Source organism: Paenibacillus sp. J22P165, assembly GCF_059692015.1.
The window spans coordinates 121387-148088 of record NZ_JCAUAP010000014.1 but is presented as its reverse complement, the minus strand read 5'-3'; the positions used below and the strand labels follow the sequence as shown (position 1 = coordinate 148088).

28 protein-coding genes and 1 riboswitch are annotated in these 26702 nt (G+C 45.5%); of the genes, 22 read left to right on the top strand and 6 right to left on the bottom strand.

The annotated features are described in order from the left end of the window. The first annotated feature begins 70 nt into the window (after window positions 1-70). From AC58QM_RS29570 to AC58QM_RS29555, 4 genes are all read left to right on the top strand, one after another. Window positions 71-715: an MOSC domain-containing protein gene (locus tag AC58QM_RS29570; RefSeq protein WP_497288374.1), complete on the top strand. Its 645-nt coding sequence runs from the start codon at window positions 71-73 to the stop codon at window positions 713-715. Then, window positions 712-1332, top strand: a complete 621-nt coding sequence (gene mobA, locus AC58QM_RS29565; RefSeq protein WP_497288373.1) for a molybdenum cofactor guanylyltransferase — start codon at window positions 712-714, stop codon at window positions 1330-1332. Before AC58QM_RS29570 ends, mobA begins: the two co-directional genes overlap by 4 nt. Window positions 1333-1404: 72 nt before the next feature. Next, a complete protein-coding gene (moaA, locus tag AC58QM_RS29560) occupies window positions 1405-2409 on the top strand; it encodes a GTP 3',8-cyclase MoaA (RefSeq protein ID WP_497288372.1) in 1005 nt (334 codons plus the stop codon). Window positions 2410-2439: 30 nt separating this feature from the next. Then, window positions 2440-3708: a molybdopterin molybdotransferase MoeA gene (locus AC58QM_RS29555; protein ID WP_497288371.1), complete on the top strand. Its 1269-nt coding sequence runs from the start codon at window positions 2440-2442 to the stop codon at window positions 3706-3708. Window positions 3709-3827: 119 nt separating this feature from the next. Here AC58QM_RS29555 and AC58QM_RS29550 read toward each other — a convergent pair whose 3' ends face one another. Together AC58QM_RS29550 and AC58QM_RS29545 are read right to left on the bottom strand one after the other, a co-directional pair. After that, window positions 3828-3929: a sporulation protein YjcZ gene (locus AC58QM_RS29550; protein ID WP_310501627.1), complete on the bottom strand. Its 102-nt coding sequence runs from the start codon at window positions 3927-3929 to the stop codon at window positions 3828-3830. A 160-nt stretch (window positions 3930-4089) separates the two neighbouring features. After that, window positions 4090-4881: a stalk domain-containing protein gene (locus AC58QM_RS29545; RefSeq protein ID WP_497288370.1), complete on the bottom strand. Its 792-nt coding sequence runs from the start codon at window positions 4879-4881 to the stop codon at window positions 4090-4092. Between the two features lie 4 nt (window positions 4882-4885). Further along, a riboswitch (cyclic di-AMP (ydaO/yuaA leader) is annotated at window positions 4886-5038 on the bottom strand. Window positions 5039-5207: 169 nt separating this feature from the next. On the opposite strand from AC58QM_RS29545, the gene AC58QM_RS29540 reads away from it, so the two are divergent. The 6 genes from AC58QM_RS29540 to lepB are packed head-to-tail and all read left to right on the top strand — an operon-like array spanning window position 5208 to window position 9000. Then, the gene (locus tag AC58QM_RS29540) at window positions 5208-5870 is read left to right on the top strand and encodes a PspA/IM30 family protein (RefSeq protein WP_497288369.1); all 663 of its coding nucleotides are present in this window, start codon (window positions 5208-5210) and stop codon (window positions 5868-5870) included. Between the two features lie 18 nt (window positions 5871-5888). Next, window positions 5889-6020 (top strand): hypothetical protein, encoded by a 132-nt coding sequence (locus AC58QM_RS29535; protein ID WP_497288368.1) that lies wholly within the window; start codon window positions 5889-5891, stop codon window positions 6018-6020. Then, complete coding sequence (gene liaF, locus AC58QM_RS29530; protein WP_497288367.1) at window positions 6005-6667, top strand: cell wall-active antibiotics response protein LiaF; 663 nt, start codon at window positions 6005-6007, stop codon at window positions 6665-6667. The genes AC58QM_RS29535 and liaF overlap by 16 nt, the downstream gene beginning before the upstream one ends. A gap of 25 nt (window positions 6668-6692) precedes the next feature. Beyond that, window positions 6693-7760 carry a sensor histidine kinase gene (locus tag AC58QM_RS29525; RefSeq protein ID WP_497288366.1) on the top strand — a complete coding sequence of 356 codons (1068 nt, stop codon included), beginning with the start codon at window positions 6693-6695 and terminating at the stop codon, window positions 7758-7760. 26 nt (window positions 7761-7786) lie between these two features. Continuing rightward, on the top strand, window positions 7787-8434 hold the full coding sequence (locus tag AC58QM_RS29520) for a response regulator (RefSeq protein ID WP_310501620.1): 648 nt from the start codon (window positions 7787-7789) through the stop codon (window positions 8432-8434). 17 nt (window positions 8435-8451) lie between these two features. Next, window positions 8452-9000, top strand: a complete 549-nt coding sequence (gene lepB, locus AC58QM_RS29515; protein ID WP_497288365.1) for a signal peptidase I — start codon at window positions 8452-8454, stop codon at window positions 8998-9000. Between the two features lie 76 nt (window positions 9001-9076). On the opposite strand, the gene AC58QM_RS29510 is transcribed toward lepB, so the two are convergent. Continuing rightward, window positions 9077-9796: a hypothetical protein gene (locus tag AC58QM_RS29510; protein ID WP_497288364.1), complete on the bottom strand. Its 720-nt coding sequence runs from the start codon at window positions 9794-9796 to the stop codon at window positions 9077-9079. A 130-nt stretch (window positions 9797-9926) separates the two neighbouring features. Between AC58QM_RS29510 and AC58QM_RS29505 the strand changes: the two genes are divergently transcribed. After that, window positions 9927-10373, top strand: coding sequence for a GNAT family N-acetyltransferase (locus tag AC58QM_RS29505; RefSeq protein WP_497288363.1), 447 nt, complete (start codon window positions 9927-9929; stop codon window positions 10371-10373). Between the two features lie 45 nt (window positions 10374-10418). On the opposite strand, the gene AC58QM_RS29500 is transcribed toward AC58QM_RS29505, so the two are convergent. Then, window positions 10419-10787 (bottom strand): hypothetical protein, encoded by a 369-nt coding sequence (locus AC58QM_RS29500; protein WP_497288362.1) that lies wholly within the window; start codon window positions 10785-10787, stop codon window positions 10419-10421. A 191-nt stretch (window positions 10788-10978) separates the two neighbouring features. On the opposite strand from AC58QM_RS29500, the gene zwf reads away from it, so the two are divergent. The 4 genes from zwf (at window position 10979) to AC58QM_RS29480 (ending at window position 16317) form a co-directional block, all read left to right on the top strand. Continuing rightward, entirely contained in the window at window positions 10979-12514 is a 1536-nt protein-coding gene (gene zwf, locus AC58QM_RS29495; RefSeq protein WP_497288361.1) for a glucose-6-phosphate dehydrogenase, read from the top strand. Window positions 12515-12686: 172 nt separating this feature from the next. Continuing rightward, window positions 12687-13760 carry a metallophosphoesterase family protein gene (locus AC58QM_RS29490; RefSeq protein ID WP_497288360.1) on the top strand — a complete coding sequence of 358 codons (1074 nt, stop codon included), beginning with the start codon at window positions 12687-12689 and terminating at the stop codon, window positions 13758-13760. 46 nt (window positions 13761-13806) lie between these two features. Further along, entirely contained in the window at window positions 13807-15390 is a 1584-nt protein-coding gene (locus AC58QM_RS29485; protein ID WP_497288359.1) for a peptide chain release factor 3, read from the top strand. A gap of 126 nt (window positions 15391-15516) precedes the next feature. Then, window positions 15517-16317 carry a YheC/YheD family protein gene (locus AC58QM_RS29480; RefSeq protein ID WP_497288358.1) on the top strand — a complete coding sequence of 267 codons (801 nt, stop codon included), beginning with the start codon at window positions 15517-15519 and terminating at the stop codon, window positions 16315-16317. On the opposite strand, the gene AC58QM_RS29475 is transcribed toward AC58QM_RS29480, so the two are convergent. After that, entirely contained in the window at window positions 16312-17676 is a 1365-nt protein-coding gene (locus AC58QM_RS29475; protein WP_497288357.1) for a putative bifunctional diguanylate cyclase/phosphodiesterase, read from the bottom strand. The two genes, AC58QM_RS29480 and AC58QM_RS29475, sit on opposite strands and share 6 nt — an antisense overlap. Before the next feature lie 271 nt (window positions 17677-17947). Here AC58QM_RS29475 and AC58QM_RS29470 point away from each other — a divergent pair, with 271 nt between their 5' ends. The 4 genes from AC58QM_RS29470 to AC58QM_RS29455 all read left to right on the top strand — a co-directional run bounded on the left by AC58QM_RS29470 (window position 17948) and on the right by AC58QM_RS29455 (window position 22295). Then, window positions 17948-18988: a LacI family DNA-binding transcriptional regulator gene (locus AC58QM_RS29470; protein WP_497288356.1), complete on the top strand. Its 1041-nt coding sequence runs from the start codon at window positions 17948-17950 to the stop codon at window positions 18986-18988. 361 nt (window positions 18989-19349) lie between these two features. After that, entirely contained in the window at window positions 19350-20513 is a 1164-nt protein-coding gene (locus AC58QM_RS29465; RefSeq protein WP_497288355.1) for a Gfo/Idh/MocA family protein, read from the top strand. 30 nt (window positions 20514-20543) lie between these two features. Next, window positions 20544-21176, top strand: coding sequence for a ThuA domain-containing protein (locus AC58QM_RS29460; protein WP_310501609.1), 633 nt, complete (start codon window positions 20544-20546; stop codon window positions 21174-21176). Window positions 21177-21197: 21 nt separating this feature from the next. Then, window positions 21198-22295: a Gfo/Idh/MocA family protein gene (locus AC58QM_RS29455; protein ID WP_497288354.1), complete on the top strand. Its 1098-nt coding sequence runs from the start codon at window positions 21198-21200 to the stop codon at window positions 22293-22295. Between the two features lie 147 nt (window positions 22296-22442). On the opposite strand, the gene sspI is transcribed toward AC58QM_RS29455, so the two are convergent. After that, window positions 22443-22646 (bottom strand): small acid-soluble spore protein SspI, encoded by a 204-nt coding sequence (gene sspI, locus AC58QM_RS29450; RefSeq protein WP_497288353.1) that lies wholly within the window; start codon window positions 22644-22646, stop codon window positions 22443-22445. A 176-nt stretch (window positions 22647-22822) separates the two neighbouring features. On the opposite strand from sspI, the gene AC58QM_RS29445 reads away from it, so the two are divergent. The 3 genes from AC58QM_RS29445 (at window position 22823) to AC58QM_RS29435 (ending at window position 26666) form a co-directional block, all read left to right on the top strand. Next, window positions 22823-23482, top strand: a complete 660-nt coding sequence (locus tag AC58QM_RS29445; RefSeq protein WP_497288352.1) for a potassium channel family protein — start codon at window positions 22823-22825, stop codon at window positions 23480-23482. 8 nt (window positions 23483-23490) lie between these two features. Beyond that, window positions 23491-24297, top strand: coding sequence for a TrmH family RNA methyltransferase (locus AC58QM_RS29440; RefSeq protein WP_497288351.1), 807 nt, complete (start codon window positions 23491-23493; stop codon window positions 24295-24297). Window positions 24298-25157: 860 nt separating this feature from the next. After that, window positions 25158-26666, top strand: coding sequence for a DUF3800 domain-containing protein (locus tag AC58QM_RS29435; RefSeq protein ID WP_497288350.1), 1509 nt, complete (start codon window positions 25158-25160; stop codon window positions 26664-26666). Window positions 26667-26702: the final 36 nt, after the last annotated feature.

Genomic DNA, 26702 nt, shown 5'->3' with positions numbered 1-26702 from the left:
ACTGACTTTTCGCTAAGATTTTGGTATAGTAAGGGCAAAGAATCCTGTTCGGAAATGAGGGACATTTGCCATGCAAATAACATCGATTAATGTGGGGTTACCCCAAACAATAGCCTACCGAGGCAAAGAGCTGACTACAGGGATTTATAAGACCCCAGTCAGCTCCTCTTTGTTTGTATCCAAAATACAAATAGAAGGGGATGGACAAGCGGATCTGACGGTTCATGGTGGCGTAGATAAGGCCATCTGTGTTTATCCTGAGGAACATTATGCTTACTGGGAAACGCTCAGGGGGTATAAATTAGATGCAGCTACCTTTGGAGAAAATCTTACAATCCGCGGTCTTCAGGAACATGAGGTGAGGATTGGGGATACGTTCGCCATTGATGAGGTAATCGTTCAAGTCTCACAGCCAAGGCAGCCGTGTCATAAACTAGCTAAGCGTATGGATTGGCCAGAAGCGACGCTCCATGTTCAGGAAACAGGCTATACGGGGTATTATTTCCGAGTGCTGCAAGAGGGGCGCATTTCACCTCATTCGGAGTTGAGACTCATTGCTAGAGATGAAGCCGAGGTGACGGTTGCGTACGCTAATCAGATCAAATACCACGATAAACATAATATCGAAGGAGTTAAAAGAGTTCTAGGTGTCGAAGCACTTTCGAGCAGCTGGAAGCAATCGTTTAGGAAACGATTGGCGGAGCTTGAGGAATGATTACGGGCGTTATTCTTGCCGGAGGCTTGAATCGCCGTATGGGCGGGAGGCCAAAGGCTCTCTTACCTGTGCAAGGTGAGGCTATGCTGCTAAGACAACTGAAAGAAATGTCCCACAGCTGTGAGCAAATTATTGTCGTAACCAACGAAGTGGAAACCTTGCAGCCCGTGCTCGCGGGGGTAACTGTCGATATAGAAGTACTTTGTGTAAGTGATATCTATCCCCAGAAAGGACCTTTGAGCGGGATTCATGCCGCCTCCAAGGTTGCGCATTCGGCTCACTTATGGATTGTTGGCTGCGATATGCCATTTATTTCTGGCGATGCAGCAGAAGCTATGGTGGAGGTATGCCGAGATACGAATGTGGATGCTGTTATTCCCGAGTTAGAGGGGCGTTTGCACCCACTTCACGGCATCTATGGCCGAGATGTTGGGCCAGAAGCTGAACTACTGCTGCAGCAACAAAACTATCGGTTAATGGGGTTATTAGACCATTTAGATTGGCAGTCTGTTGATTCGGATTTTTTTGTTCAACGTGGGCTTCGAACGAATTTTGCAACCAATATGAATACACCTGAAGATTATAAATTTATGTTAGATAATCTGTCATCGGAATAAATGGGATACGTTGAAACCTAGGAAATTGTCAGAAAATATGCCATAATAGATAGAGAGAGAAGGTGAACTCCTATGCCAAAGCTGCTATTGGATCGTTTTGGGCGGATGCATGATTACCTGCGCATCTCAGTGACAGATCGTTGTAATTTGCGTTGCGTCTATTGTATGCCGGAAGAAGGAATGGAATTTGAACCGGATGAGAAGCTGTTAACTTTTGATGAAATAACAGAAATTGTTCGCGTATTAGCTGGACTTGGTGTTCGTAAATTACGATTAACTGGCGGAGAGCCTCTTGTACGTAAAAACCTGGAGCAGCTGATTGGGAGGCTGTCTCAGATTCCCGGTATTGAAGATATTGCATTGACTACGAATGGGATTTATTTTGCGTCACGTGCTGAGAAGCTGCGAGCGGCAGGGTTAACCCGTGTAAATATTAGCTTAGATTCATTAAGAGCAGACCGTTTCTCTTTGATCACCCGTGGTGGGGATATTCGTCGTGTGCTAGCCTCGATCGAAGAAGCGTATCGTGTAGGTATTACACCGATTAAACTGAATGTGGTACTGATGAAAGGCATTAATGACGATGAAATTGCTGATTTCTTGCAAATGACGATTGATCGCCCGATTCAGGTGCGATTTATTGAATATATGCCAATCGGACATCAAGACGAAGATTGGAAAAGCCGCTATTTATCTCTTACGACGGTTCTGGACCGCTGTAAGGAAATGGGCTGGGAAGCAACGGCGTCTACTGCGGTTTATGGCAATGGGCCTGCACAGAATTATCGCATAGAAGGTGCGTTAGGTTCATTCGGCCTGATTCATCCGATTAGTGATCACTTCTGTGAAACCTGCAATCGTCTGCGATTGACGGCTGATGGCAATATCAAGCCGTGCTTATATTGGTCGGATGAATTTAACGTACGCAAATATATTGGTGATGATGCAGCGGTGGAGGACCTGTTCTTCCGTGCGCTGGATATAAAACCACAAAATCATGAGATGGCTCAGGCTTTGATGAACGAAGAACAGTCGCATACACCAACTAATCGCCGGATGTCACAGATCGGCGGATAGCGTAACGGGGTACAGGGGGCATGGAATCAAGTGAACAGTGAAATGAAGCTCAGGTTTGGCAGGAAAGTAATCTCTGTTGAGGAAGCGCGAGCCGAACTCTATGCATACGTTATACCCACTGAGACGGAGATGGTCTCGCTGCCCAAGTCCTTTGGCAGACGGTTGGCAAAGGATATTTATGCCGATCATGCTGTTCCGCATTTTCGCCGATCCGGTGTGGATGGATATGCGGTTCGTTCCGAGGATATTACAACGGCGACGCAAGACTCACCGGTTGTCTTACAAGTTATTGAGCGGATTCCAAGCGGGACCATGCCCCAGCTTACGATTCGAGAGGGAACGGCTGCTCGTATCATGACGGGAGCGCCTGTGCCAGATGGTGCAGATGCGGTTGTCATGCTAGAAATGACAGATTCTTTGCAGGATGCATCTGTGGTATCTAGGGACGTCAAAGTACGGATTAAGAAAAATGTGCAAGCAGCAAGTAATATTACGCCAATCGCTGGCGAGGTTGCACGTGGGGAGTTCGTGATTGCACGTGGTGCACAGATTGGCCCAGGAGATGCCGCTATTCTGGCGACCTTCGGCTATTCTGAAGTTGAGGTGTACCGAAAGCCTAAGGTAGCGATATTCTCGACTGGTTCAGAGCTGTTACAAGTCGAACAGGAGATGCAGCCAGGGAAAATCCGCAACAGCAATAGCTACATGCTGGCTGCACAAGTTGAGGCAGCAGGTGGATCGGCATGGATCATGCCAGCACTTACGGATGATCCTGAGCAGGTGGAAGCCGCGCTTGAAGCAGTGCTGCCTGATGTTGATCTTATTTTGACTTCTGGCGGGGTCTCTGTAGGTGATTACGACGTTCTCGTAGAGCTATTCGGTCGATTCGACGGTAAGCTATTGTTCAATAAAGTGGCGATGCGGCCAGGGACACCAACAAGTGCGGCTTTATGGCAGGGCAAGTTGCTCATCGCATTGTCTGGTAATCCAGGAGCATCATTTGTAGGCTTCGAGCTATTCGCAAAGCCAATTATTAAGAAAATGTTAGGGAGTCAGTGTCCTGAGGCAAAAGCGTCTACAGCGTTTCTGGATGTGACTTATGATAAACCTTCTGCCTATCCCCGTTATATTCGGGGAACGACACGTGTCGAAGCAGGAACCATCTGGGTGCGACCTGCGGGCATTGATAAGTCAAGTATCATGGTGTCGATCAAAGATGCGGATTGTTTGATTTGGTTGCCTCCTGGAGGACAAGGGTATCAGCGTGGTGATGGTGTGAAGATGTATACAACGCTTTAACGGATGAACTTATAATTTTATTGATAAATGAAAAAAAGCCCGCTGCTGGAAGCTTCTATGGACAGAAGTTTCAGCAGGCTGGGCTTTTTTGCAATCTAACGAATTAACGGAAGATAGTCCTAGTAGAATGTAGCAAGAATGATGACCAACAGTACATAAAGAACAAGAATTACACCTACGGAATTTCCGTATCCTGGCGTTCCACCAACTACAGCTGACATAGTATCCCCTCCGGTTTTGAATGAATATGGGTTAAACACTATATAACATATGTAGGGCGAATACCTGTTGATTGGACGAATGCCCTTATTGCATCGGAACATTCACCTACCAAAAAGAGCTGCCCTTGTCTGATTCTCAAGGGGCAGCTCTTCCAAGCAATTAATTTGGAATTTGGTATACTTTAATTTTCTGAATGCCGAAGCTTTGCAAAGATTTTCGCGAGCCTGGGATAAAGATGTCCATTCGTTTTCCTTTAATGGCGCCACCGGTATCGGTTGCATAGACGTACATTCCGCCTTGCGGAAGACCATTAAACGAATAACCTTCAATATAAAGTTTGGTACCAAGTGGAATAACGGATGGATCAACAGCAACTGTGCCGACTGCAAGTGGATTACCCATGTAATCAAATGCGCCGTACCCACCGTTTTCAGAAGGATCTGCTGAATAAGCTGTAGACTCAAAAACTTGATAATCCGGTGCATGTTGCCCGCCATCTTTACTCAGAATAGCTAGTTTACTGCTAGCATCCCAATGGACAGGTACACCTGCAACGGTGGAAAGGAAGCGAAGCGGCACATAAACCCGCCCATTTTGATACTGGGAAGCGCCATCTAGTACGACGGTTTCCTGATCAATGTTAGCTTCTTTTTGACCTGAAACCAAGGTAATCGTATGTTTGTCATTATTTAGTGTTACTTCAATCTGGTTTCCATCTTTTTTCCAATTCACTGTATAACCAAGCTTCTCGGTTACAAACCGGAGCGGGACTTGGGTAATTTGGTTGCCATCCAAAAATGGCTGCGCATCAGGGAAATGGATCAGGTCATCATTGACTTGCACTTTCACTTCCATTGCAGCTGCTTGGGCTGAAAATGGGGAAAGAAAGCCTCCTGCCAAAACTGTTAGTGACACAGCAAGGCTAGTTAACCCTTTAGTAAGCTTATTCAATTGGTAATCCTCCTTCATGAGCCTTCGAGGTTAGTTGACGGGTTCGGGAAGAAGGTTCTCCCTAGTCTGCTCCAAGCCGAAGCAAATATTCACCCCAAGTATTTCGTCCCCCGTACCAGTGCCTTTATTTACGCACTAGACTCGGCTTCAAATATTTTATCATCATCGCCATGCTCGAACAACGACCAATATATGGTTGTACGCTTCTCATACTAGACTTAGGTCTAGGTTCAAAAACAGTCGATAGTCGGTTTTAGAACATCATATATTGCGCTACGATAGAAGTATGATGAAGGATGAGGCTGAGGATGAGGGGCGATTTTGATATGAATGATAAGAAACAGGAAATTGATCCTACTAATATATTTGACCGTATCGGCAAGATGGCTGAAACCGTCTGGCAAGAGACTGTAGGCAAAACGAATCCAGGTACTGCGTATGCAGGGAACCCTACGATAGTTCAGTTAGAGGAGCGCTATGAAGATGCGCTTCAGGCTACGATTGCGCTGCGCAGCAACATGGCTCGCGCAGAAGAGATGGCGAAGCTGCGCAGCGAGCAGGCGGAGCTTGCCATGCGCGCCGGCGAAGAGGATCTCGCGCGGCTCGCCCTGCAAGAGAAGCTGCGCGAGGAAGCCGCTTGCGAGCACTACCGCGCGCAGTACGCGAGCAGCCAGGACTTGTGCCTGGCGCTCGCAGAGGAACTGCGCGGGCTGCGTGCAGGGCACGCAGCCGAGGATGTGCAGCCGCGCAGCGGGCTGCACGGCAAAGAAGCTCGCGACACATGGCGCGAGCTGGAGGTCGCCGGCCGCGAACTCGGCCGGGAAGCGTTGCAGGGGCTCCGCGTGGCGGGCCGCCTGTCGAAGGAAACGCTGAAGGAAGCCGGAGGCAACCTTCAGCATGAACTGCGCGCGCTGCGTACCAAGCTGCAGCACGATTGGCAGCAGGAGCAGCGAACTCGCGATGAGCGAGATCCGCATAACCGAAAATAGCGTTGGCGCGTGACCTCCATGAAAGGCAAAGCCTTGCCCTATAAGGATTTGCATCTTGGAGGTCGTCCATTCTTATGGTATGCTAAGAATCGTATGAACGAAGACATGAAGCAGCAGCCAGAGGAGGTGCATCGATGGGAGAAGAAATGAAAAATAACCGCAGCCGAAATACAGCGCTTGTGCTGATTGCAGTCGGTGTTTTTTTGCTTCTAGATCATACCGTAGGCTTTTTTCCCATTGTGGCCGTAATCCTTATTTTGCTGGGCATTCACCGTGTTCGTTCACGCAAAGAACGCAAGGGTTATGTGCTGATGGGGATTGGTGCCGTCATTTTATTTGGTGATCATCTCACAATTGTCATTTCCGTTGTGTTGATTTCATTAGGTTTATTTTTCATTCGATCTAAGCAGGCTCATAAGGATGATACGTATATACAAAAGCAAAAGATTGTCGATAGTGTTCGCCTTGGTCGTGAACCGTGGATTCTAAGGAATACGTCGACGTGGTATTTGGTGGGGGAAACGTATATGGATCTCTCGCTAGCAATTCTAGAACAAAAGGAAACGACAGTTATCCTTCAGGGCGTTGTAGGGGATATTGATGTAAAGGTACCTGATGATATCGGTGTTTCCGTAACAGCTTCTGTCATGTTCGGTCAGCTTCATATCGCGGAAGAACGTGAAACAGGCGTAATGAACAAAGTGGTGTGGCAATCGGAGAATTATCAACATTGCGACCATCGAGTGAAACTCGTGCTCTCTTATATCGTAGGAGATATCAAGGTCAAAGTATTGTAACTTTGTAGAGATCGGAGATCACCACGTGGACGGCTACAAACGACGTTTAACGAATATGATATGGCGCAGCATGGGGGAGGCCATCCTCTTTAGCTTCGCTATTTTCGGTGCTATGCTTTATTTTTTGAATTCAAGAAATTTAATCGAACCCTTTACGAACTGGCAGCAGGGGGTCAAGTTTTCGTTCATGGCCCTGTTGATTCTAGGTGTTATTGGCGCGGTGTTCGGATATTGGAACAGCTCAAAGGTGACACGCAGACTTGAGCCGATGATGGAAACGATGATTTTATTGGAAAAAGGGACATTTGCCCGTGAAGGATTTCAACACGGGGAAGATGATGAGATCGGACGCTTGGGTGAACAACTTAGCCGTATTATGAAGCGATGGGAGGAGCAAGTGACCTCACTCCAACGGCTTTCCAATAGCAATGCAGAGCTTACGGAGAAAGCCAAGCTTACCGCGGTTATTGAAGAACGCCAGCGTTTGGCACGCGAGCTGCACGATGCGGTGAGCCAGCAATTGTTTGCAATTTCGATGACGGCTACAGCTGTAGGCCGGACGTTGGATAAGGATTTTGAGAAGGCGAAGCGGCAGATTCATCTTATTGAGGAGATGGCCTCCGTGGCGCAATCCGAAATGAGAGCCTTGTTGCTCCATCTGCGCCCTATCCATCTCGAAGGCAAGCGATTGTCTGAGGGACTTGTTGAGCTGTTAAAAGAGCTGGCTGCCAAGGTACCTATGGCAATTAGCTGGGATATGGATGAGGAAATTCGCTTGAATAAAGGAATCGAAGATCATTTGTTCCGGATCGTGCAAGAAGCACTTTCGAATGCCCTGCGTCATTCCAAAGCGAATAAGCTGGAAGTGAAGCTACTACATCGTTCAGATGGCATTCGCTTAGTGATTCGCGATGACGGCGTTGGCTTCGAGCTGGATGCGAAGAAGTTAACTTCCTATGGGATTGTGTCCATGAAGGAACGCGTGAACGAGATCGGCGGATCGGTTGATATTATTACGGCACCAGAACGTGGCACCCGTATCGAGATTCGAGTACCTATTCTAGCAAGCGATCCTCAATTGATCGAGAATTAGCACTGTACATAGAGAGGGAGTAGCAAATGGACGACGCCTTAATCAAAGTACTACTTGTTGACGATCATGAAATGGTCAGAATTGGACTTGCAGCTGTTCTAGGGACGGAAGATGGCATTGAGGTTGTAGGCGAAGCGAGCAATGGTCACGATGGCATTCGCTTAGCGCAAGAATATCGTCCTGATGTCGTGCTGATGGACCTTGTCATGGAAGGCATGGACGGCATTGAAACGACAAGAAAATTACTGCAGCTATACCCGGATTGCAAGGTCATTGTCTTGACTAGCTTCTTAGATGATGAGAAAATGTATCCAGTTATCGAAGCAGGTGCATTCAGCTATTTATTGAAAACCTCGCGAGCATCCGAAATCGCGCAAGCGATTAGAGCCGCGGCCAAAGGTCAGTCGATTCTGGAGTCACAAGTTGCATCGAAAATTATGAATCGCTTCCGTCAACCGAAGCCAGCTGCGGAGCCGCATGAAGAATTAACGGACCGCGAGATGGAAGTACTTCGCTTAATCGCGAAGGGCAAATCGAATCAAGAGCTAGCGGATGATTTATTTATCGGCGTGAAGACGGTGAAATTCCACGTCACTAACGTTTTGTCCAAGCTAGGGGTTGAAGATCGCACACAAGCGGCAATCTATGCCTTCAAGCACGGACTGGCGGAATAAGGCAAGGAGAGATAAGCTTGAATGTCGTCAAACAGATTTGGAGCTGGTTTGGTTCCATTGCGATTTCTTTTGTTTTAGTTGTATTTCTAGGTGTGTTTGTATTTCAATCAACACGCGTTAGCGGCCATTCTATGGATCCGACGTTACATGATAGCCAGCGTGTGTATGTTTCGAAGCTTTCACATACGTTTCGCTATGAACCGAACTATGAAGACATTGTCATTATAGACTCTAGAGTGGAAATGAAACGGACTTTTAAAAATGATCTAATGGATAGCCCTTTGATTAGCCTTTTTCTCCGAGGCGATGATAAGCATGTATGGATCAAGCGAGTGATCGGTAAGCCAGGCGATGAGCTGGAGCTTAGAGATAATAAGATGTACCGCAACGGTGAGCTTCTGGATGAGTCTTACATTAACGAGGAAATGAGAGCGAATGGGAACCGAAAGTGGAGTGTTCCTGCCGACCATATTTTCGTTATGGGGGATAACCGGAACAATAGCATGGATAGTCGTGTCATTGGCTTCATTCCGATTGATCATGTGTTAGGTAAAAAATTATTTTAATGGAAGAGGCTGTCTCCCCCGTAGATTTCTACTTGGGGGAGACAGCCTCTTGTCGCTTGCTGTGTGCCATTAGAGGTCACATCTTCGTGTCTAACAATAAACCGCGCATTGGCACTGGCAAATAGGTTCTCAGTTGCGATTGATACTGCCCATATGGCTGAAGTGGTGAATCTGAAAGTTGAAACAAGGAGACGGCCGGTTGCTGCTGCAAGCGATCAATATTGCTTACTACCGAGCTTGCAAATTTGGTGAGAGTAAGTAAGTTTTGGCGATCAATGCCAATGGGTTGCTTTAGTTGCTCTTCGAGAACGTCGGCTTGCAGGGTCAACTTTCCTTCGGTATTCTTGCTGATGCCGAGATCATGAAGTGTGGTGGTACCTGCGGCTCCCTCGAGACCTAGTAGCAAGGCATGACTTACGTAGTCAGGTGAGTCACCCAGTTGATCTTGCAATACATTATAGGAATGAATAAAGGTTTGTATGTTGTCGGCGATGTTGGCTGATGAAGCTTCTGTCAGTTCATGGGTGGGCTTGTTCATCGTTGGAGCAAGTGTTGAATGGACGAGCGATTGGGCTGATCTCTTCACGTTGTCCGTCGTTTGAACGAAGTTGGCTACGTCTTTGGCTGCCGTCTGTGCGAATTGTTTGTAGGCGAGCTGCTCAAACGGTAAATCCAACATACGCCGGATGGTAGTCGTCTTACCTCCAGCAACTCCGCTTACGGCTCCAACACGGTAATAATCCTTATGAGTCTGATACCTGTTCACCGCCATGACGGATGGATAAGCATTGATCATCTAGATCACCTCATTTCACATACGTCTAGTATATCATTTGCGTAGACTGGGGTAAATTGGTACTTGGGGGGTCAATTAGAGCATTACCAACATAAGATAGCATTATTGCTTCTTGTGGAGGCGGTGCCATGTGATACGCAAACGTTTGGCTACCATTGACGACGCTGCTATATATCGCTTAGTTGTAGAACAATTAGTTCCTTTTTCCAGAATGTATCAGTCAGGCAATTCGGTGACCTTTTCTGAGATTCGTAAGCGATTGAATAGCAATAAAACTTTTGTCATCGCAAAAGGGTACAAACGGCCCTACGGGTTCATATCCGTGATTCGCAAATCGAGCAAGCTTTTTATTGATATGCTGGCTGTTGACCCGCGAGAGCAAGGGAAGGGCATCGGGCATACGCTTATGAAGGCAGCTGAAGACTATGGGCGTAGTGAACGCTGCCAAATGCTTGAGCTTTTTGTAGATGACAGCAACCCAAAAGCGATTCAATTTTATAGCAAAAGAGGATATGAGATTGATTCTTATGTACCCGAACTTAGCTGCTATCGAATGACGAAAAGGATGCGACGGTGAGAAAGTGGCTGTAGATGAACTTAGCATCCACAGCCTTGATTTCCGTCATTCACTAAACATCGCGGCAATATAGTCGATTTGAATATCTACCGGGCCCGTAGGTCTGGCAGCTGGTGCTTGTGGAGGTCCGCCAAACCGGATAAGTCCGAAAGATGAGAGTTGATCCTCATTGGTCAACGGAGCGGGTATATCGGGTTGGACTTGTTTCTTTTTTGCCTTTTTCGTAAGAGTTGGTTTGGTGGTTTTGAGGGCGGATTTGACCTTCGCTGGTTGCTCATCATTTAAGATGAGTTTGTTTTTCTCAACGCGACTTACGATCCCATATATCTCTGAGCCATTCGATAAGTAAATAAGAACAGGCTTTCCGATCAGGTTTCTGCAGCTTTTCTCGGTGATTGGGTGAAAGGGTTGCATGACTAGGAGGCACCTCCGTATTGGTATGTACTGTTAGCCTATGCCATGGGGTTTACAACGGTATAGACGAATGTCTAGTTTCTCATAAGAAAATGTTATGAGTTAAAGTGACCAGATAAGTTGAATAGCTTGACAATTTTAGGTATGCTAAGCATATTAACTAATCCTAATAGAGAAAGAATGATGCATAGATGAGTGGAGCTGTGTTTTATATTTTCGGAGCAACGGGAGATTTAGCGAAAAGAAAGTTGTTTCCAGCCTTTTATAGCCTTTATCGGGAAGGCAAACTTGGCGAAAATTTTGCGGTAGTCGGTTTGGCTCGCAGACCGCGGACGAATGAGCAATTCCGTGATGATGTAAAAAATTCAATTCAAGAGTTCGCTCGTTACAAAAATACGGATGCTGCGGAATGGGAGAAGTTCGCTGGGCGTTTCGAATACATGTCTCTCGACATTAACAATGTTGCGGGTTTCCATGAATTGAATGATCTAACAGCGAAGTTGGACGAGAAATATCAAACGGGCGGCAATCGTCTGTTCTATTTGGCACTTGCACCAGAGTTGTTCGGCAATGTTTCGTACAATTTAAGTGAAGGCGGCTTGCTTGAAACCAAGGGCTGGCATCGCTTAGTTATTGAAAAACCGTTCGGCTATGATTTGCCTTCGGCAGAGCGTTTGAATGGACAGCTTCGTCAAGTGTTTGAAGAGAAGGATATTTATCGTATCGATCACTACCTAGGCAAAGAAATGGTCCAAAACATCGAGTTCGTTCGCTTTGCGAATGCCTTCTTCGAGCCGCTTTGGAACAATAAATACATAGCGAACATCCAGATCACGCTGAGTGAGACGGTGGGTGTAGAAGAGCGCGGTGGCTACTATGACCACTCAGGAGCTCTTCGCGATATGGGACAAAATCACATGCTGCAAATGCTAATGATGATGGCGATGGAACCGCCAAGCCGTCTGCATCCAGAGGATATTCGGGATGAGAAGGTGAAAGTGCTTCGCTCACTTCGTCTGTTCGAAGATGGTGACGATGTACGTGCGAACGTCATTCGCGGTCAATATGCCAGCGGTACTGCCAAAGGCAAAGCACTTACGGCATATCGTGAGGAAGATTCTGTGAATCCGCAATCGACAACAGAAACGTATTTTGCCGCACGCGTTCACGTGGATAACTTCCGCTGGGCAGGTGTACCTTTCTATATCCGTACAGGTAAAAGACTTCCTGTTAAAACAACTGAGGTCGTTGTAGAATTCAAGAACATTCCGAACAATGTCTATCTAGCTAAAAAGCATGACCTAGAGCCTAACCTACTCGTATTCCGAGTGAATCCGATGGAGGGCATCTACTTGAAAATGAATGCGAAGCAGCCAGGTTCAGAAGGTGTGATCGTTCCTGTTGCGATGGACTTCTGCCAAAGCTGCCAAATTGGCATCAATACACCAGAAGCTTACGAGCGCTTGCTATATGATGCGACTCGCGGAGATTCCACGTATTTCACGCGTTGGGATGAAGTAGCTCTTGCATGGTCGTATGTCGATCGCATTGCGGCTGCATGGGGCGAACAAACAGAGGATCTTAAGCACTATCCTGCTGGCTCGTGGGGACCTGAAGAAGCGACGAAGCTCTTGAGTGATGATGGGTTCAAGTGGTGGCCGATTAACGGTCAGAATGAAGGGGAAGTCGATTGGGAAACTGTTCAAAAAACAACCGTTCTAGCTTAAAATAGAGTAGCTCATCCAACAGGCGATTTTGGCCTGTTGGTTTTTTGCATGTTGGTCCAAGCGTAGTAAGAAATCCCGTGATATCGCCTAGTCTGGACGACGTATATGACACAATTTGTGGTATACTAGTGCATATGGCCATTTTTTCATTTTATACACTAGAGGTGCATTGATGTCACGAAGAGCGTTTGTGCGATGGCTGCTCGCCATTGGGGCTGTTTTAGTAGGATTAAGTGCTTGGTTTAGTCTGCTGGTCAAGAAAAAATTCATTCCCGAAGAGCAGGCCGCTGCCGCTCCCGTGGCAACTGCGGAGCCTCCGCAGGCTAGTCTAGAACCCTCAGAGGAACCTCTGCCTCTTGGGCCGTTAATGTCCTTTTTTATCTTAAGCGATCTTCATGTGACGTCCGGAGATTCTCTCCCCAATAAGAAGCTTAGGCTGGCGTTAGATGATGTCACTCATTTCGATGGGCCTGTTGATGCCATTATGCTGACCGGCGATTTGACGGATACAGGAACGGAAGTTGACTACAAGGCATTGCGCGCTATCATGAATGATTATAAGCTTCCTCCCATTCATGGGAATATGGGGAATCATGATTATTACACGATTTGGATTAATAAAGCGAATAGCTGGGATCAAGACAAAGTCCCGAATGGCAAGAGCGATGCCATAAGTAGAGAGCAGTTCAAAAAGTTTATGGGCTATACGTCCATTTATAATGATTTTACCGCTAACGGACACTCTATCCTATTGCTCTCACAGGAAGCTTATGTGCAAGAAAAACCCGAAGTGGGTGAAGGTGCCTGGTACTCCGATGAACAAATGGCTTGGTTCAAAGGCAGATTAGGCAATTTATATAAACCAGGAAGACCTCTGTTTGTGATGACGCATCAACCACTGCCGCCTGTTGGCACTGATGGTGCTACTCACCAGCTCATTCGGGCCATACAGTTCCGAGATACGTTGAAGCCTTACAAGAATGTCTTCGTCTTCTGCGGGCATCGCCATCAGGATTTCCAGAATGGGACACCGCACTATATTCAAGAAACGTTCCATTATTTTCACAACGCCTCTGTAGGGAGAACGCTGAATCGGGCGTACCAACAAACGGCACAGGATAAAGCACAGGGTATTTATGTGCAAGTATTTGCGGATAAAGTGGTTGTACGCGGCAGGGAATTCAGTACTCGTAAGTTCATTGATGAAGCGAACTGGAGCGTTCCTTTGGAGAAAGCACACGCTTGATTCCGATGTAGTCTATATGTAAAAGAAGAAGGGAATAAACGAACACATGAAAACGCAACTCACCAAAATTCTCGAAACGGAAGTCGCAAAACGACGGACGTTCGCGATTATTTCTCACCCGGATGCGGGGAAAACAACATTAACAGAGAAACTGCTCCTATTCGGGGGCGCAATTCGCTTAGCCGGAACGGTAAAAGGTCGTAAAGCGAGTAAACATGCTACATCAGACTGGATGGAAATTGAGAAACAGCGTGGTATCTCCGTAACGTCAAGCGTGATGCAATTCGACTACGAAGGTCACCGCGTCAACATTCTGGATACCCCTGGTCACCAAGACTTCAGTGAGGACACCTATCGTACGTTGACAGCTGCCGACAGCGCGGTGATGTTGATCGACGTTGCCAAAGGGGTCGAGACACAGACCAAGAAGCTTTTCCAAGTATGCCGGATGCGCGGTATTCCCATTTTCACATTTATTAATAAATTGGACCGTGAAGGTCGCGATCCGTTTGAGTTGCTAGAAGAGCTTGAAGAAGTGCTCGGTATTCGTTCTTATCCGATGAACTGGCCGATTGGCTCAGGGAAGCAATTCTGTGGTGTATATGACCGTGGAAAATCACAGTTAGAACTGTACCAAGGCGATGATCATAGAGAGATTGAAGTCCGTAAAGTAGATGGTGTGGAAGATCCGTTAGTGAAACAAATTGCAGGTGAGTTCCTGCATAAACAATTGTGCGGTGATATCGAGCTGCTCGATGTCGCGGGTGATCCTTTTGATATGGAAAAAGTCATGAAGGGGGAACTGACACCTGTATTCTTCGGTAGTGCGGTGAACAACTTTGGTGTGCAGACGTTCCTGGAGAACTTCCTACAGCTTGCACCTCAACCAGAGCCGCGCACAAGCACAGCCGGTGTGATCGAACCAACGAGAGAGAAGTTCTCTGGTTATGTTTTCAAAATTCAAGCGAACATGAACCCTGCTCACCGTGACCGCGTAGCTTTCTTACGTATCGTCTCCGGTAAGTTCGAACGCGGGATGTCCGTTAAGCATGTAAGGCTAGGGAAGGATATTAAGCTGGCACAGCCGCAGCAGTTCCTAGCACAAGATCGTGATATCGTGGAAGAAGCATTCCCTGGCGATATCATTGGTCTGTTCGATCCAGGTATTTTCCGAATTGGTGATTCCTTGAGTGAAGGAGAAGAGGTCGTTTTCGATGAATTGCCAACGTTCTCTCCGGAGCTATTCAGCAAGGTATCGATTAAAAATGCGTTGAAGCAAAAGCAATTCCTCAAAGGGATTGATCAATTAACGGAAGAAGGGATGATCCAAGTCTTCACGACGATTGGTTTCGAGGACATGATTCTAGGCGTCGTAGGCCAACTTCAATTCGAAGTACTGGAGCATCGCATGAAATCCGAGTATGGTGTGGATATTCTTTTGCAACGTCAGAATTATCAATTCGCACGTTGGATTATCGATGACAAAATCGATCCAGCTAAATTCCGTATTAACTCCCAATTGGTGAAAGACAAGAAAGGGAATTTCGTAGGCTTGTTCGAAAGTGAATATGCGCTGCGCTCTTCCATAGACAAAAATCCAAACGCACAGTTCTTAACGAGTGCGCCCTAATAGCAAGACAGTAAGAAGAGGCTCTTCCTGAAGATTTCAGGGCGAGTCTCTTTTTGTATTTTTGTCGCCAATGCTCGCTTGCGTTCATACACTAGGATGGGGTGAATTCTAAGCTGGAGGCTAGGTATGAAGAAGCGTATAAAGAGGAGTCCAAAGAAAGTGTTGCCTTTGAGTAGAGCGAGATATGTTAGCAGCAAAATCGGAAAAACCAAGGCCGTCGAGTCAGTTGAATCACTTCGTAAGTATGTACCTAGCACGATGCGAATGACAAAAGCAAGCTTAGAACAGATGCTTAATAAATATAAAATGGTCTATATTAAACCGAATATAGGGATGTGTGGAAACGGTGTTATCCGGATTGAGTTAGCAGGAGATGACGCAGATTTGGCCTATTCCTACCAGTCGGGGGTCACACGTAAAAGGTTTAAAACCTTTGACGACATGTTTACATCACTCCAAAAGTTGACGAGGAAACGACACTATTTAGTACAGAAGGGCATTCATTTGTTGACCCATAAAGGAAACCGCTTTGATCTCCGAGTGATGGTACAGCAAACACCAGCTCGTAACTGGGAGACAACAGGGGTGATTGGCCGTGTGGCACATCCAACGAAGATTGTTACGAACTTTCATAATGGGGGTACACTGAAATCGGTAGATACCTTATTGATGAGATATTTGGCTCCAACGGAGCGGAACAAGTATGTGAAACAGCTGCATGTTATGGGAGTCATGGTGGCCAAAGCGATCAACGCTAGGTATAGAGGGGTAAAAGAAGTAGGAGTCGATATTGCCGTAGATAAGGAACTGAATCCCTGGATTCTAGAAGTGAATACGAGCCCGGATCCCTACATTTTTCGGAGACTTACCGATAAGCGCATTTATGCCAAAATCAGAAGATATGCCAAAGCTTACGGCCGGTTATGAAATCATAACCGGTCTGTTGTCATACATATGAAAGGTTTGTTCAATCTCATAAGCGGATATAGGGGGGCTTAGCAAGAAGCCTTGAATCGTTGTACAGGTTGTTTCTTTGAGAATATCAAGCTGCCCCACATCCTCAACCCCTTCGGCGACCACTTGGATATTGAGTGCATAGCCGAGGTGAATGATGGCATTCGTAATCGCTAAATCATTGGAATTGTTTTGAATATTTTTCACGAAGGAACGGTCAATTTTGAGGCAATGAATCGGAAATTCCTTCAAGTAATTGAGGGACGAGTATCCAATGCCAAAGTCATCGATGGAGATGGAGATTCCTTTGGAACAAAGCTTATCAAGGACAGCGATGGTTTTGTCCATATTTTGCATAATGGAGCTTTCAGTTATTTCGAACTCTAGATAAGAGGGATGTATACCCGTTTGTTCAATGATGCGAATGGCTTTGTCCGCGAAGTTTTCATCTTGAAACTGGCAGGGGGAAATGTTGACGGCGACTTGATAATCGAGCTTATCTTCTGCCAGCCATCGTGCTTTTTGAAGGCAAGCTTCCCGTAACACCCATTCTCCTAGCTGTAAAATAAGACCGGATTCCTCCGCAATCGGGATGAAATCAGCAGGCGCAATCATGCCATATAGGGGATGATTCCAACGCACCAAAGCTTCAAGGCAGCTAATGTGCCCTGTAGATAGCTCAAGGCGAGGTTGGTAGTATAAACAAAGTTGATTCTCTGTGATCGCTTTTCGAAGGTCGGTCTCCATGTGAATCTGACTTGTGAAACGTGGCAGTGAAGGCATAGCCTGGAAAGTAATCCGTTTATTCTTACCTGTTTGTTTGGCAATGAGGAGTGCTTGCTCGGCTTGGTGGAAGACTTGCGCTATATTCTCAGGTGTTATCGTAAGGGCATTCAGACCAAAGCTTGCACGAAGAAAGCAGTCCTGACCCTGGTAGGTAAAGGGGAAATCAAAAACCTGTTGAACGCCATGCAGGGCAGTTTCAAGTTGTTCCTCTGTATGTGCCCGAAGAAGGAGCGTGTATTCATCATCGCCGGATCGAACGACAAGGTCGATCTGGTCTAATGCTTTTAATCTGCGGCCTAATTCTTGTAAAAGATGGTCCCCGCAATCGTATCCAAGTGAGGAATTAACTTGCCGAAAACGATCAATATCGAAAACCAGACATGCACGAACATGTGAATTTGAGGTGTTAAAATACTTTCGAACAGCATGCTCTAATTGGGCAAGGAGCTGTCCGCGAGTGTGAAGTCGAGTAATCTGAGATCTGCTTTTGAGAGCATCGATCGTTGTTGTCGCAGTAAACTGAAGATGGCGCCAGATTGCTTTCATTTGCTATCACTCATTCCCATCTCATAGTTGTCCCAATACCCTTTATCATAAGGCCCGAAGAGGATTTTCACAATATAAAGAGTTTGCTTTTATGACAATAAATGGACTTTTATTTCATATTTCTTTATGAAAATTTAATGAAAATGTCGAAATGTGCCGAAAATCGAATTAGAAGAAAATAATGGATTTTATATTGACAGGAACAGCCTATGATGAGAAAATGTACGCGTGTACATTTTACATGTAAATGAGCGGAAGGGAGCCAATCAACATGGTGACGAGAAAAGAGGTTGCCGAGTTAGCAAAAGTATCAGAGGCGACCGTATCTCGCGTGTTCAATGGACTCGGTCCGATGAAACCTGCAACAAAAGAACGTGTGCTAGAAGCGGCAAAAGTGCTGGGCTACCATCCTAATGCGATTGCGCAAAGCTTCGCTCGTAGAAGAAGTGGCAATCTGGGCGTGGTGCTGCCGTATATGCCGAAGGTGCATCTGTTTTCGGCTTATTATTTTGCAGAAATATTAAGCGGAATTGGGGAGCAGGTTAGGGAACAAGGCTATGATATGTTGTTGTCCCTGCTGGCACCGGATGACGACTTGGATTATGGCCGGTTGTATCGTTCGCAGAAGGTGGATGCTTGCGTCATCCTTGGGGCGAGAGATACCGAAGCTCAGCGAAGTTCATTACTGCAATTGCAGGAGCAGGGACTTCCGTTTTGCTTGGTTAATCAACGATTCGAGGGTTTATCCTTCCTTGAAGTTGATGCGGATCATGTGGATGGGAGCTATCAGGCGGTACGCCATTTGTTGGATGAAGGCTATCGGAAGATTGCCTTTCTCAACGGTTCTCCCCAGTATTCCAATTCGATGGACAGACTTCACGGGTATCAAAAGGCAATGCTGGAAGCGGGCTTATCGATAGACCCGTCGCTGCAGTTTGAGGGGAACTACAGCCGTACTAGTGGCTATGAGGCAGCGGCACGGATATGGGAGAACCGAGATCAGGTAGAAGCCATATTCGCAGCTAATGATCGCATGGCGATTGGCTTGCTGCAAGGACTTCGCGAACGCGGTTGGGTCGCAGGGCGAGATTTTGCCGTCATCGGGTGCGATGACTCGGATGCTGCCAAGCTAAGTGATCCGCCTCTCAGCAGCATTAAAGTGCCCTTTTTTGAGATGGGCAAGCAGGCGGCACGCGCAGTGCTTGCTACTGTCGGGCAGGGAGCGGGCGAGGCTCAGCTGCAGGTTAAGCTGCCGACGGAACTGAAGATTCGGCAGTCTTCGAAGTCTGGAGCATGGCGAGCGGGTAACTAGGGTATTGGTATAAATAACTGGATTTCCTGTAGGTAATTTTGTTGGAATTGACTTGTTTGGAGATTTAGATGGATTTTGTACAGTTAATTTGGCTGATTTGCTCTGCATGAAGCAGAAAATGAATTATTAACTGTATGTTTTCCAGTTAGATTGAAAAATCAGATGAATATGGCAGAAATAGATGTATGTTTTCCAGTTATTTGGTGGTCGACGGGTAGGCGTTCAGTTGGTGAGGAGCGCTGAGTGTAGGGTAAAGAGTAAAGAGTGAAGAGTGAAGAGTGAAGAGTAAAGAGTAAAGAGTGGAAGCGAGTGCGAGTGGTAAGGCACTGGATAGTAATCACACTTGGGAGGCGTGAATCCGATGAAGAAAACGTTCAATATTGGGATGATTGGCTATAAATTTATGGGAAAAGCACATAGTCATGCCTATAAAGATTTACCGATGTTCTTTCCACAGACGGCGATTCCCAAGATGAAGCTCATCTGTGGTCGCGATGAGAGCGGTGTTCGTCAGGCGGCGGAGCAATTCGGCTGGGACGGGTATGTAACGGATTGGCGCGAGCTGGTGACGAACCCCGATATCGACATCGTCGATATCAATGCACCAAGCGATGCGCACAAAGAGATTGCCTTGGCAGCGGCGAAGGCCGGCAAGCATTTGTTCTGCGAGAAGCCGCTAGCGCTGACCCTTGCGGATGCAAGGGAGATGCTAGAAGCGGCTGAAGAGGCTGGCGTGAAGCACATGGTCGGCTTCAACTATCGTTTTGCACCAGCGGTACAACTGGCGAAGAAGCTCGTGGAAAGCGGCCGTCTCGGCCAGATCTATCACTTCCGCGCGTGGTTCCTGCAGGATTGGATCGTTGATCCGACGTTCCCGTTGGTATGGCGCTTGCAGAAGGAGATTGCGGGATCAGGATCGCATGGCGATCTGGGCGCGCATCTCATCGATCTCGCGCACTTCCTTGTGGGCGATATGACCGAGGTGATCGGGATGAGTGAAACGTTCGTGAAAGAACGTCCATTGCCGACATCAATGACGGGGCTTAGTGCCAAAGGCAGCAAAGATTCGCCGCATGGTCCTGTTACGGTTGATGATGCGACATTATTCATGGCTCGCTTCGCGAATGGGGCATTAGGCAGCTTCGAGGCAACGAGATTTGCTCCCGGGCACCGGTGTACGAACTCTTTTGAAATTAATGGTAGTAAAGGCAGCGTGAAATTCGATTTCGAGCGATTGAATGAGTTACAGGTTTATTTTACAAGTGATGAGGAGGATGTTCAGGGCTTCAGACGTGTTCTTGCTACAGATGCCGCACATGCGTATATGGATGCTTGGTGGCCAGCTGGACATACGATCGGGTATGAGCATACTTTTGTACATGAAGTTGTAGAGTTGATGACAGCGCTTTCTGAGGACCGGCAACCGGTTCCGAATTTTGTGGATGGTGTGAAATGCCAAGAGGTGTTGGAAGCCGTGGATCAATCGATCGCTCAGCGTCGGTGGGTTCGTATAAGTGAAGTATAAAAGCGTCATGGAGAGAGGAGCACGAATGGCATGAGTCAGAAACAAGCATTGATTGTATGGGGTGGCTGGGACGGTCATCAACCCGAGGAGGTTGCGGGGATTTTTGCAGGGGTATTGCGTGAAGAGGGCTACGGAGTGGAAGTTTCAGATACGTTGGACAGCTTCCGTGATGAGGAGCGTCTAGCGAGTATCGATCTTATAGTTCCTGTGTGGACCATGGGCAAAATTGAAAAAGAGCAGCTAACGCCTTTAATTAACGCGGTTCAAGTTGGTGGAACAGGAATTGCAGGTTGTCATGGCGGAATGGCTGATTCTTTTCGAAATGAAGTGAACTACCAGTATATGATTGGCGGCCAATGGGTGGCGCATCCTGGTAATGATGGCGTTACGTATACGGTTCGTATGAAGGACAGTGAGCAGCCGCTGACTGCGGGCATTGGTGATTTCGTCGTTGTCTCGGAAAAATATTACATGCATGTAGATCCAGCTATTAAAGTTCACGCAGTGACAGATTTTGATGATGTGGAGATGCCAGTGGTTTGGACGAAAACGTTCGGGGCTGGTAAAGTTTATTACAATTCACTGGGTCATCAAGCTAACATTGTGCGCATGCCGGAAACGTTGGAATTAATGCGACGCGGGTTACTATGGGCGACACGTTAATCAAATAGGGGGAATAAAACGATGAACAAGATGAAGGTTGGTATCATAGGTTGTGGAAATATAAGCGCGGCTTATATGAAAAATATCCCTACTTTTGCCCATTTGGAATTAGTCGCTTGTGCAGATATTGATGTAAGCAAAGCGCAAGCGCGGGCTGAAGAGTTTGCAATTCCTCATGCTTATACGGTAGAGCAATTATTGAATGATCCGAATGTGGATATTGTCATCAACTTAACGATTCCAGCTGTACACGCTCAGGTGTGTATACAAATTCTAGAAGCGGGAAAACATGCTTATGTGGAAAAACCGCTAGCGGTGACGCGTGAAGAAGGTCAACAGATCCTAGAGGTAGCTAAACGCAAAGGGCTTCTGATAGGCAGTGCGCCAGATACGTTCCTTGGTGGAGGTATTCAAACAGCCGTAAAGCTGATCGAAGATGGCTGGATTGGTAAACCGATTGCCGCTACAGCGTTCATGATGGGTAAAGGGCATGAGCACTGGCACCCAGACCCAGAGTTTTACTATGCCAAAGGCGGCGGGCCGATGTTCGACATGGGGCCTTACTACTTAACAGCGTTGGTGGCTTTGCTTGGGCCGATTCGTCGAGTAACAGGTTCAACTGCAGTGAGCTTTCCGGAGAGAACGATCTCAAGTGAGAAGAAGCGTGGGCAACAAATAAAAGTGGAAACACCGACTCATGTTGCTGGGGTCATCGATTTCCATAACGGTGCAATCGCAACACTTGTGACCAGCTTTGATATTATGGCCGGTACGCAACTGCCACACATTGAAATTTACGGCAGTCATGGCTCTTTGAGTGTGCCTAACCCGAATATTTTCGGTGGGCAAGTGCTGATTCGTAAACCTGGTGCATCTAATTATGAACCGATTCCACTCTCGCATGGCTACATCGATAATAGCCGCGGCTTAGGTGTTGCTGCAATGGCGCAGGCGCTGATAACGGGAGATAGCTCAGCACATCGCGCGAATGGCGAGCTTGCCTATCATGTGCTTGAAGCCATGCATGGATTCCATGATGCTTCTGATTCGGGCCAACATTATGTTATGCGCAGCAGCTGTGAGAAGCCGGCAGCGATGAATCCGTATACTGTTCTTTAGTTTAGTTGAAGATCCTGAGTGATCCTCCTCGTATTGCGAGGGGGATTTTTTTTGATTTAGAAGTGAAAAACAAGCTAAGGAATGCCGCAGCATCCCCCAGCTCTATTATTGAAACATGCGATGGTCCGTGGATGGAACATATCAGGGTTAAGGAAGATGTGCCTTCAAAGTTTCTACAAGTGTGTCCTGTGTGCTTGCTTCGGTATGCTGCCATATAATTTCGAAAAGTACACCTAGTCCAGGTAAGACTTTTTCTTCTCCACCGATGGAGTCTTCGATAACTTCCTTTAGTTCTTCCGATGTTTTGTTCTGAACACGCTGGTGAATGGCTTGTCTTAATGTAATATTCATTCAAGGACCTCGCTTCCATTTCATTCTCGCTATTAATATGTGCAGTTGAAGAAGGCTTCATCCTTCCCACACTTTGCCAATGCATGATGCTGGGCTAGTCATGTGAAGTGAGCTATGCGTTCATGTGTGATATACTGTAAGGGATATATTCTTGGGAATATGGAGGAAAGTGACCGGTGAGAAAACAATTTGCGATTATTGGGATGGGAAGATTTGGTTCAGCTGTCGCTAAGACGTTATCACAACTAGGCTTCGAGGTTCTCGCCATTGATCAGGACGAAGAAACGGTTCAGGACGTTTCCGCCTATGTGACACATGCCGTTCAAGCTGATTCTACAGATGAGGAAGCTATGCGGGCGTTAGGTATTCGGAATTTTGACGTTGTGGTCGTGGCCATTGGAGAAGATATTCAAGCGAGTATTCTGACTACATTAATTCTAAAAGAACTGGGCATAGCTACGACGATCGTTAAAGCAGTCAATGATCTTCATGGCAAGGTGCTCAAAAAAATCGGCGCAGATAAAATCGTCTATCCAGAACGAGATATGGGACAACGCGTTGCTCATCATATGATTTCATCGAACATTATCGATTATATAGAGCTCTCTGCCGATTACAGTATCGTGGAAATGAAAGCATCCAAAGATATGGTTGGCAAAAGTCTGCGTGAACTCGATGTGCGTGCCAAATTTGGCTGTAACGTGATTGCGGTTAAACATAACGAGCAGATGATCATTCCACCGAGTGCAGAAGCACCGATTAAAGAAGATGATATTTTAGTTGTAGTGGGTAAAAATTCGAGTCTTCAAAACTTTGAAGTCACTTTTGCAGAGTAGGTACATTTATGACAAATACATATTTAGAGATCATGTCCGTTCAAAATGCCAGAGTCAAAGATTGGGCTCAGCTCCTAGAGCGGCGTGGCAGAGATAAGCAGGGCAAGTATATCATTGAGGGTTATCACTTGATTGAGGAAGCTTTGAAGGCTGGGGCGCAGGTGGAGGTTATCCTATTTCTAGTGGAAAAAGGAAGCCCTTCAGAGCTTGTCGCTCTTGCTGGCGACCGCGCCGTCGAATGGGTCGGCGTGAGCGCGGCGGTGCTGGCGAAGTGCTCGGACGCACAGACCCCGCAGGGGGTCGTTGCCATCGTGGCGCGGCCGCAGCTGGGCATGGACGAGCTGCTTGCCGGCGAGCACGATCTGGTTGTGGTGCTGGACGGTGTCCAGGACCCGGGCAACCTAGGCACGATTATCCGCAGCGCGGATGCCGTTGGGGCCAAAGCAGTTGTCCTCGGCCGCGGCACGGTCGACTTGTACAATCCCAAGACGATCCGCTCGACGATGGGATCGATGTATCATCTGCCGATTGTGGAGGCAGATTTGGCAGAGCTGCTGCCGCAAGCGCGTGAGCGCGGCGTGCAGCTCGTGACGACGAGCCTGCAGGCACAGGGCTCGTGCTACGACACGGACCTGCGGCAGCCGACGTGGTTGATCCTTGGCAACGAGGCCAAGGGCGTGTCGGAGGAAGTTGCCGCGCAGTCGGACGTGAAGGTTATTATTCCGATGCAGGGCAAAGCGGAATCGTTGAACGTCGCGATGGCGGCGACGGTTTTGTTGTTTGAGGCGGCGAGGCAGCGGATGTCGAAGTCGTAAAGCATATAAAACAACACTATTCTTTTTTCTTGTAGGAACAATGCTTAACAAAGATAAAAGAAGAAATACCTAAAGTTGCGTATTTAGTCATTCATACTATTAAATCAAGACACAGCCCCCAAAGTATTGGGGGTTTATTTTTGTTCATATCATATAAAATAGGCAGAACAAAAGTAACGTGAAGTAGGATAACTTTGAGACTGGGCTAGGAAGGAGTGGGTTCATGAGCGGGTTGAAGGGGGGCGCGAGAGGGAGATAGCTGCTCACTACAAACTCTTCCCTATTTTACGGGCATCAGTTTTATCAGTTTCCAGTTTCCAAACGATTGAATATCTTAATATCTAGTTATTGTAAGAACAATTCGAATCGCTGGAGGGGAAAGCGTGCTAAATGTCCCTTTGTACATAGATCAATTTGTTGGAGAAAAAGTGTCTTCCGGAAATTTTTGATGTAAATGAACGTGTTTTTGCTAGAAAAAAGTCGAAAAAACTAATGATGGGTGCATAATATTTTGTAATATTTTGTTATAAATTCACGGACAAAGATTGAATTATATGGTAGAATATAGTAATTAATTGTGTAGCGGCAAATCTATTTCTGTGAGTGTTTTGAAGTTCATTCAGTTAGAACAGTGGATTTGCGATCATTCATTACGGATTGATGATGGATAAAACATAAGGTGGAGGAAGCACAAAAATCAGAAGTTGTAAGAGAAACGTATGTAAAAGCGGGTAGTATTTGCATTAGTGGTAAGGTGAAGCTAGATTTAAATGCTGATTTTTTATTCACTAGAATAAGAGAAGTATTGGACGAGTGTTTTTTAAAGTATTACGTCAGATAAAATGATTGGAGTGATAGTGGTGAATACAAAAAAAAATCCTATTTTAAGGTTATATAATAGTTTTTTCTCAAAACAAACAAAAGAAATTTCTGAAGAACAATTAAATACGTTTATACTTCAGTTATTTAATGAGATGGTAAAAAAAGGTATAAAAGATAATGAAAAAATCGACGAAATTATTTTTATTCAAAAATTAGATACAGAGCTAAAGAAGAAATTGAAATTAGATTTAGAAGCATTATTAGGACGTAAAACAACAGATGGCGATGCTTCTATTTTTGGGAAGCAAGTAGCAAAAATATTACTAAACGAATTTAATAGAATTAGACAAGAAATATCTGAGGAGGAAATTGTCAGTCTACGCAATGAAATTATTGACAGTGGTAGTGACATAGATGCGAAACTCAAATTTTATTATGATGAAACAAATAATCCAAGGAAATTTTGGATAAAAGGAAGTAAGTTTAATTCCCCTGTTAATAAAAATTTTGTGCTAGGGGGAATAGTTATTGATGAAAATAAATTTATTGGTAATCCCGAAGATCTACATGACAAACTAAAGTTACAAAGTAATATAACTGAGATGAAATCAAAACATATTCTAAAGTTAACTTTTAAAGAATCTTTGAGATCAAAACAACTTAATACAATCTTGAAATGGATTTTTGAACATGACATTTATATTCATTTTATAAATGTTGATAATTTATACGCAATTGTTAATGACATTTTGAAGTTAATAATTGATAAAAACACAGATAATGAGAATATTATGGGGCAGGAACTTATGTTCGGACACACCCTTTATAAACATATGGCTAGCAATGTAGATCAAGTATGCGAAATACTAACAAAATATGGATATCCTAAAATTCCGAAGAGTGCTATAACAGATTTTTGTGAAGATTGGCTTACTTTTTTAAAACGATTAAAATCTAACCTGCCTCCTGTAGAAGATAAGTTTGAAGAATTAGGTAGGATGATGATGTATGATGAATTATGGAAACTTTTCGATAAGCAGAAAGACGATAGTGATTTTATTGGATTTGGTAAAAATGAGTATATCATTAAAGATTATTCAAAATATTACCTGATTAAACCCGATATATTTATAAATTCATTTCATATATTTGATAATGAACCAACAATTGAAGAAATAATCAATACGACTAATTTTGAGAATGATAGAAATTTTACATTCAAAAATTCTAAGGAAGATAAATTTATACAAATCAGTGATGTTGTAGTGGGATTATTGGGGAGATTTTTTGCATATATAGAGGAATTAAATGATGAATTGGAAAACGGAAGAATCGTTCAAAAATTAGTTAGCTCTGTATCAAAATTTGATAATATGCAAAAAGAAAATTTCCTTCTACTGACTAATCTATTGAAAAAATCTCGTGATAAGAATAAGTTGTTTTTTAGTAGCGAAAATACATTTGTACAAAGGAATAATTTGGATTTTATTTTGAGCATTATTGATATAACAGACGAAGAGGTCAAGTTTAAAGTTGGAAATAACTAATGATAAGAAAAAAATCCCGATGTGGCTCCAAGCCTA